At 63.8% G+C, this 6,563-nt stretch carries 9 protein-coding genes; 1 reads left to right on the forward strand and 8 read right to left on the reverse strand.

What is annotated here, in order from left to right:
- Positions 1 to 2: 2 nt before the first annotated feature.
- The 8 genes from PVZ80_RS14330 to PVZ80_RS14365 all read right to left on the reverse strand — a co-directional run bounded on the left by PVZ80_RS14330 (position 3) and on the right by PVZ80_RS14365 (position 5,826).
- Positions 3 to 431, reverse strand: coding sequence for a DUF350 domain-containing protein (locus PVZ80_RS14330; RefSeq protein ID WP_028682288.1), 429 nt, complete (start codon positions 429 to 431; stop codon positions 3 to 5).
- 15 nt (positions 432 to 446) lie between these two features.
- Entirely contained in the window at positions 447 to 1,097 is a 651-nt protein-coding gene (locus PVZ80_RS14335; protein ID WP_009048683.1) for a DUF2491 family protein, read from the reverse strand.
- Positions 1,084 to 2,118, reverse strand: a complete 1,035-nt coding sequence (locus PVZ80_RS14340; protein WP_053268894.1) for a potassium channel protein — start codon at positions 2,116 to 2,118, stop codon at positions 1,084 to 1,086. Before PVZ80_RS14340 ends, PVZ80_RS14335 begins: the two co-directional genes overlap by 14 nt.
- Positions 2,119 to 2,187: 69 nt before the next feature.
- A complete protein-coding gene (locus PVZ80_RS14345) occupies positions 2,188 to 2,754 on the reverse strand; it encodes a rhomboid family intramembrane serine protease (protein ID WP_009048685.1) in 567 nt (188 codons plus the stop codon).
- 206 nt (positions 2,755 to 2,960) lie between these two features.
- Positions 2,961 to 3,662 (reverse strand): PspA/IM30 family protein, encoded by a 702-nt coding sequence (locus tag PVZ80_RS14350; protein ID WP_009048686.1) that lies wholly within the window; start codon positions 3,660 to 3,662, stop codon positions 2,961 to 2,963.
- Positions 3,663 to 3,688: 26 nt separating this feature from the next.
- Positions 3,689 to 4,438 carry a YjfI family protein gene (locus PVZ80_RS14355; RefSeq protein ID WP_435307288.1) on the reverse strand — a complete coding sequence of 250 codons (750 nt, stop codon included), beginning with the start codon at positions 4,436 to 4,438 and terminating at the stop codon, positions 3,689 to 3,691.
- 294 nt (positions 4,439 to 4,732) lie between these two features.
- Entirely contained in the window at positions 4,733 to 5,239 is a 507-nt protein-coding gene (locus PVZ80_RS14360) for a GNAT family N-acetyltransferase (RefSeq protein WP_009048688.1), read from the reverse strand.
- Complete coding sequence (locus PVZ80_RS14365) at positions 5,236 to 5,826, reverse strand: GNAT family N-acetyltransferase (protein WP_273864100.1); 591 nt, start codon at positions 5,824 to 5,826, stop codon at positions 5,236 to 5,238. The genes PVZ80_RS14360 and PVZ80_RS14365 overlap by 4 nt, the downstream gene beginning before the upstream one ends.
- Before the next feature lie 105 nt (positions 5,827 to 5,931).
- Here PVZ80_RS14365 and PVZ80_RS14370 point away from each other — a divergent pair, with 105 nt between their 5' ends.
- Positions 5,932 to 6,519 carry a LysE family translocator gene (locus tag PVZ80_RS14370; protein WP_016704638.1) on the forward strand — a complete coding sequence of 196 codons (588 nt, stop codon included), beginning with the start codon at positions 5,932 to 5,934 and terminating at the stop codon, positions 6,517 to 6,519.
- Positions 6,520 to 6,563: the final 44 nt, after the last annotated feature.

Here is a 6,563-nt window from a genome sequence, read left to right on the forward strand (position 1 = left end):
GATCAGTTCTGCGAAGGGGTCATGCAGGCGGCGTTGAGCAGGCCGACGCTGATGGCCACGGCGGCGACGTAGATGCCGGCGGCGATTTCACCGTTGCGGATGCGCTGCGAAGTGCCCTTGAGCACCAGGCTGGTCATCAGGAACGCCAGCAGTTGCACCACGGCGGCGATCAGCGCCCAGACGGCGAAGTCCAGCAGGCTGATGGAGTAGGCGATGACATTGCTCGCCGGAATGGCGAAGCCGATGATGGCGCCGCCCAGGGCGATGGCGGCGGAGATGTTGCCCTCGCGGATCAGCTGGAACTCCTTGTGTGGCGTCAGGCGGGTGTAGACGAACTGGAACAGGGCGAACAGCACGGCCGCGCCGAGGATGTAGGTCAGGAAACCGACCACGGCGAATTTGTTCAGGGAAATGGAAAGGGCTTCAAGCATGGGTTCTGGTCCTTGTCAGAGGGTTTGCAGGTCGGTCATGTACAGGGAAATGCCCAGTGAGGTCACCAGGCTGACGCTGCCGTCGGCGTATTGCTCCACGGAAAACAGCAGGAATTCGCGGCGATTGGTCAGGCCGGTGTCGCGGGCATAGAGCATCGAGTGGCTTTCGAAGGCGAAGGTCTCGTCCGGCTTGGACACCTGCTCGCGCAGCGGCACCAGCTCGGTCTGCCCGGCTTCGGTACCCCATTCGCGCTGGTACTCGACGCCGTCGAGGCTGTAGGTGGGCTGGCCGATCAGGCTGTCCGGGCCGGCCAGGCGGCGCAGTTCGGCTTCACTGTTGACGGCCTGGTTGCTCAGGTAGTTGAACAGGATGATCGATTTGACCTGGCCGTCGATGCCGCCGCTGGTGTGCACCTGCAGCCAGTAGTCCTCGTCGTCCAGGTAGTAGCGCGACAGCCATTCGGACTGGCCCAGGTCCACCAGGCCTTCGCTGTAGACCGCCTGGTCGCCGGGAATCGCCACGCGGCTGTTGTCGGCGAGCAGCAGCTTGAGGCTGGCATCGAAGCGGATGCCAGCGCCCATGCTCAGGCCCAGTGGGCCGGTGGCGAAACTCGAGCTTGTGGTGGCCGGGGCCTGCAGCCCCAGAAAGCGTTTAAACCATCCCATTGTCGATGTCCTTGAGGCGGCTGGAAGCGATGTAGAAGAGTTCGCCGCCCTGGATCCGCGTATCGCTGTGCGGGTTGATCTGCGGGTGTTGCGCGCCGCGGGCGCGGTAGCCGATCAGGGTGGCGTTGTAGCTTTCTTTGAGGCGTACGTAGAGTTCGGCGAAACGGCCCTCGTAAGTCTCGGGCAGGCGCATGACGTATTGGGTGGCGCCCTGGCCGACGCACAGCAGTTCGTTGATCACCACCGAGGAGCCGGGGTCCTGGGAGGAGCGCACCAGCATCTCGATGGCCATGCTCGAGGTGCACTCCAGCTTCGGTGCGTAGGAGGCGGCCAGGGTGGCGATTTCGCTGTCGTTGAAGTGGGCGACCACATGGCCGGCAGGGCGCAGCTGGTTGATCGCCAGCACGCTGGCCAGGGTCAGGTCGTCGGAACTGGTGCGCACCAGCACCCGTTCGGCGCCGGGCACCCCGGCGCGCAGCAGCAGGGCCGCGGACGACAGGCTTTCGCCCCTGACGAAGGCGGCCTTGCCCTGCATCGGGTTCTCGTCGAGGGTCGCGTCGCAGATGACGATCAGGTTGTCGTTGGAGGTTTCGTCCTGCAGCAGCAATTCGATCACCCGCTCACTGGACGCGCCTTCCCAGCCGACCAGCACGGTATGCCCGGTCTGGCCGGTGAAGTCGCCTTTGCCTTTCATGCCTTTTCTCCATAGGTCCATAACGCTGCTGGTGGTCTTGCCGATGGCCGCGGTCAGCAGGGCGATGCCGCCGAGCATCACCCACACCGCCACGAAGACCCGGCCTGCGGCGGATTGCGGCGACAGGTCGCCATAACCCACGGTCAGGGTGGTGGTGAAATAGAAATAGATGAAGGTCGCGGGCGCGGTGAGGTGTTGCTCGCCCAGGGCCACCAGGCCGAGGTAGGAGGTCGCGGCATGCACGCCGAGCGCGATGGCCAGGCCCATCCAGCCGAAGCGCTGGAAGAAGGTGGCCGCGTATACCCGAAGCAAGATGAAAATCGACATCGAATCCCTGATTTCCTGTTGAGCTGATCTATCCGTGATGCAGCGCGCCGTGCCCGGGCAAGGCATGGCTCATTGCCGCGCGGCATTAGACATCGGCTTGGCGCCGGATAAAAGCATTTTTGCTGCGATGAACCCCGCGAAGGCGCCAAAGATGTGGCCTTCGAAGGAAACCCCGGCCCGTGGCAGGAACCCCAGGACCAGGCCGGAATACAGAAACATCGTCACCGCGGCGGCCAACAGGCTGCTCCAGCTGCGCAATAACCAGGCACGGGTGAGGATGTAGGCCCACAGGCCGAAGACCCAGGCGCTGGCGCCGACATGGATGCCCCGGAAGCCGAACAGCCAGACCAGGGCGCCGCCGAGCAGGATGATGATCAGGCTGGCCACCACGAAGCGCCGCTGGCCTTCGGCGATCACCATGGCGCCGAGGATCAGCAAGGGCACCAGGTTGGCGGTCAGGTGGGTAAAGGAGCCGTGGAGAAAGGGCGAGGTGAGTATCCCCGGCAAACCCTGCAGGGTACGCGGGATCAGGCCGAAGATATTCAGGCTGTAGCCGCTCAGGCTGTTGAGCACCTGTACGGCGATCATCACCAGGGCCAGGCCCGCCAGGGTCTTGAAACCGTTTGCAACCGCCATCGAGGCCCTCCCATAGGCCAGAAAAAGGGCGCAGGGTGCTTAAGCGCAGGTGATCCATTGTAGGAGCGCAGCTTGCTCGCGATGATCGTTAACGATACCGCGTACTGACTGGATGAGCGCGGCGCTCTCCAGTCCATCGCGAGCAAGCTCGCTCCTACAGTTTCCGTGGCATTGCACCGCGTGCCTTTTTTACTTCTCCAGGAGCCTTACTCGGCCGACTTCTGTTTCTTCAGTCGCTCGAGGATCGCGTTGGCGCTGCCCTGGTCCGGCACGATGTTGGCTTCGCGCAGGCGGCGTTCCAGGTCGTTGCCGTTGCTCGCATCGGCCAGTTGCTCCTGGGCTTCCATTTCCGCCGCGCGCTGATCCTGGCGGGCCTGCAGGCGGTTCAGGGTGTTGACTGCGGTTTCCAGCTTGCCGTTGGCGCCGCCGCTGGCGATCGAGGCGCTGACCTGGGCCTTCTGCACGCTTTCCCGGGCCTTGGCCATGTCCACTTGCTGGCGCAGGCTGCGGATGCGCGCCTCGGCCTTGCCGATGTCCTTGCGCATATTCTCGGCGTAGGCGCCGAATTCGCTGGCTTGCTTCTGCTCCGCTTCCAGGCCGGTGGTCAGGGTCGAGATGGCTTCGGCGACTTCCAGGGCCAGGTCTTCGCGGTTGGCCTGCAGCGAGGCGAGGGCCTTGGATTCCAGGTCGGCGATCTTCGCGGTGAATTCGCTGACCCGCTCGGTGGACAGCTTGTGCTTGGCCATGATGGTGACCAGCTCGCGCTTGGCGTTGGACAGGGCGTTGTCGGCGTCGCGGATTTCCTGGTCGAGGATGCGCAGGGCCTGCTGGTCGGCGATGCTTTCGCCGACTTCGTTGGCGCCGCCGCGCAGGGCGGTGAACAGTTTGTTCCAGATGGACTGAGTCATGTAGGCGTACTCCGGATTCTCGGCAATCAGTTGAAGAAGCTTTCGAAGGCTTCGGTGGCGCGTTGGACGTTGTCCACCAGGGTCTTGACCTCGGTCACCACGTTGGTCAGGTTCGAGCTGGCGCTCAGGGCGCCGAACATGTTGTAGACGGTCTGGCCGTTGGGCATGGACTCGATACCGATCGAGGACAGGGGGAACATCTCCCGGCTGCGCAGCACCGCGTCATTGAAGCGGGCGACGTCGTTGATCGACTCCAGGTCTACCAGCACGGTGTCGACGATGATCTGCTCGCCGACCACCGCGATGTAGATCGGCAGGCCGCCGAAGTCGTGCATTTCCAGCTTGATGCTTGGCTCGGCGCCTTGAATCAGGCTCAGGCCGATTTCGTTCGAGGTCACTTCGTCCAGGGCCTGCAAGGCGCTGAAGAGGCGGTCGATGGTCCAGTTCTCACCTGCGATCATGTCATTCTCCAATACCGGTGCGCCGCCGATCAGGGGTTGGCGCAGCTTCTTCTCAATGTGCTTGAGCACGCTCCGGTTTTCCGGAAGTACCCAGGTTTCGTGTTTCACATAACCAGCGGCACTCAGGCCCGCGCGCATCTGCTTCATGTAGAAGCTCGACGGCTTCTTGGCGGAAGCCTTGCTGCTGGGGGCCCTGTTGCTGGAGGCCCTGTTGCTGGAGGCCTTGTTGCTGGAAGGTTTCGAGCGCTCTCCTTGTCGACTCTCTGAGGAAGCCGGTAGGTCAGCAGGCTGACTGGCCGGGAGGGTCTTTTTCATGGGGTGACTCCGTTGTGCACGTATCACGCGTGAGAACATTACAGGGGATTTTGTTACGACTCAATGACTCACGCGTGATATTTTCGATGCATCGAAAAAATAACTGGAGGGCTCTGGAACGGCGGTTTCCATCGGTAAAGCGAGGTTTCCGGGGTTCAATTCAAGCTCGCCAGCCGCTGGTGCAGGCGCTCGACCTGGGCATCGCGGCGATAGCTGATGCGCCAGTGCTCGGTGTCCAGAAGGCTCATTGAATCCATGCCGGGGCGGTCCTTGTGCAGTGGGCGAGGCTGTTGATCATCGCCCGGGCGATGTCGGGACGTGGAATTTATACAGGGTGCAGGGATAGCCGTCTGCCGTGATCGGATGACAACTGTAGGCGTCGCCGACGAGCGCGGGAATGACCCGGGCCCAGAAATCCCGGGCCGGCCGGTTGTCGTCGATGTGGACGACCTGCCAGTGCCCGGGCAGCTGTTCCAGCAGTTGCCTCACCACCTGCCGGCCGATGCCGCGACCGCGAAAGCGCCGGGCCACGAAGAAGTAGGCGAGGTTGTACTGCACCTCGGCCAGTTTCACCTTGTCGTCCACCGTGGCGAAACCTGCCAGTTCGCCATCGACCCGGATCAGGTAGGGGCGCGTGGCCGCCTCGCGCCAGTATTCGAGCAACGGACGGATCTCGAACAGACCGTGGCGGCCGAGCTTGAGCGGCAGCCACTCGCTGAGTTCGTACAGGTAGAACTGCATCAGGTTTTCGATGCATTGCAGCTCGTCGCGCTGGGCCGGGTGCAGTTCGATCTGGCTCATGGTTCCCGGCTTCGCACGGTGTCGGTGGGCGAGGCGGCCTTGGCCGCGAAGTAGCATTCGGCGCTGAGGCTGTACAGCAGGCTGGGGGCCAGGCCGGGGAAGTCGTCCAGTTCGCCGTCGCGGGTCAGGCCCAGGCGCTCCAGGGCGCGGCGCGACGGCAGGTTGTCGGGGCGTACCAGGCCGATCACCTGTTCCTTGCCCAGCACGCGGAACGCCAGGTGCAGCGCGGCGCCGGCCATTTCGCTGGCGTAACCCTGGCCCCAGGCCTCGACGGCGAAGCGAAAGTACAGGTTCAGCCCGCTGCGCTCGCCGAAGCGGCTGTGCATGACGCCGCCGAACCCCAGCACCCGTTCGGGCTGGGCGCGGTCGCAGACCACCCAATAGCCGAAACCCTGGTCCTGCCAGTGTTGTATCCAGCCCTGCAGCCGGTGCTGGCAGCTCTCGCGGCTGTCGGGACCGGCCGGGTTGTAGCGCTGGGTTTGTGGGTCGCCGTGGATCAGGTGGGTGACGTCCAGGTCGGCGGCCGTTGGCGCGCGCAACAGCAGGCGGGCGGTGAGGGTGGTCGCGGAAGGGGGAGCATCGGGCATAGGGTTCGTCCGTACGCGAGGGGGGTATTTTTCTTCAATACACTGGGCGGCCTGCGCACTTACCTTGGTCACCGGACTCTCCGATTGATCCTTTGAAGGTGTGTGATGAGCGTAGTGTTTTCCATGGCGGCCTTCGCGCTAGCCTCTTCGATTACCCCCGGCCCGGTCAATATCGTGGCCCTGAGTTCCGGCGCGCAGTTCGGCTTTCGCGCCAGCCTGCGGCATGTCGGTGGCGCGACCCTGGGTTTTGTCCTGTTGCTGGTGCTGATCGGCCTGGGCCTGCATGAGCTGCTGCGGCTGTGGCCGTTCCTGACCCGCGGCATCCAGCTGTTCGGGGTGGCCTTCCTGTTGTTCATGGCCTGGAAGCTGGCGATGGACGACGGCCGGCTGGGCAGCGACGACCAGGCCAAGGCGCCGTCGGCCTGGTACGGCGCGATCATGCAATGGCTCAACCCCAAGGCCTGGCTGGCCTGCGTCGCCGGCATGGGCGCGTTTGCCGCCAATGGCGAGGCGCTGCTGGTGTGGCAATTCGCGCTGGTGTACTTCGTGATCTGCTACTTGTCGATTGCCTGTTGGGCCTACGCCGGGACGTTTTTGCGCCAGTACCTGAGCAACCCGAAGGGCATGCGTCTGTTCAACCGCAGCATGGCGGCGCTGCTGGTGGCGAGTGCGGTGTATCTGTTGTTGCCTTGAGAGGGCGTTGGCCGGTCTAGCCTTATCGCGAGCAAGCTCGCTCC

The organism is Pseudomonas sp. B3G-3 (genome assembly GCF_028640915.1).
In the GTDB taxonomy this organism is placed as follows: Bacteria; Pseudomonadota; Gammaproteobacteria; order Pseudomonadales; family Pseudomonadaceae; genus Aquipseudomonas; species Aquipseudomonas chlororaphis_I.

Coding starts and splice junctions, on each gene's coding strand:
- PVZ80_RS14360 (WP_009048688.1), bottom strand. CDS start 5,239: ATGAGCCAGATCGAACTGCACCCGGCCCAGCGCGACGAGCTGCAATGC.
- PVZ80_RS14370 (WP_016704638.1), top strand. CDS start 5,932: ATGAGCGTAGTGTTTTCCATGGCGGCCTTCGCGCTAGCCTCTTCGATT.
- PVZ80_RS14355 (WP_435307288.1), bottom strand. CDS start 4,438: ATGAAAAAGACCCTCCCGGCCAGTCAGCCTGCTGACCTACCGGCTTCC.
- PVZ80_RS14365 (WP_273864100.1), bottom strand. CDS start 5,826: ATGCCCGATGCTCCCCCTTCCGCGACCACCCTCACCGCCCGCCTGCTG.
- PVZ80_RS14335 (WP_009048683.1), bottom strand. CDS start 1,097: ATGGGATGGTTTAAACGCTTTCTGGGGCTGCAGGCCCCGGCCACCACA.
- PVZ80_RS14350 (WP_009048686.1), bottom strand. CDS start 3,662: ATGACTCAGTCCATCTGGAACAAACTGTTCACCGCCCTGCGCGGCGGC.
- PVZ80_RS14330 (WP_028682288.1), bottom strand. CDS start 431: ATGCTTGAAGCCCTTTCCATTTCCCTGAACAAATTCGCCGTGGTCGGT.
- PVZ80_RS14345 (WP_009048685.1), bottom strand. CDS start 2,754: ATGGCGGTTGCAAACGGTTTCAAGACCCTGGCGGGCCTGGCCCTGGTG.
- PVZ80_RS14340 (WP_053268894.1), bottom strand. CDS start 2,118: ATGTCGATTTTCATCTTGCTTCGGGTATACGCGGCCACCTTCTTCCAG.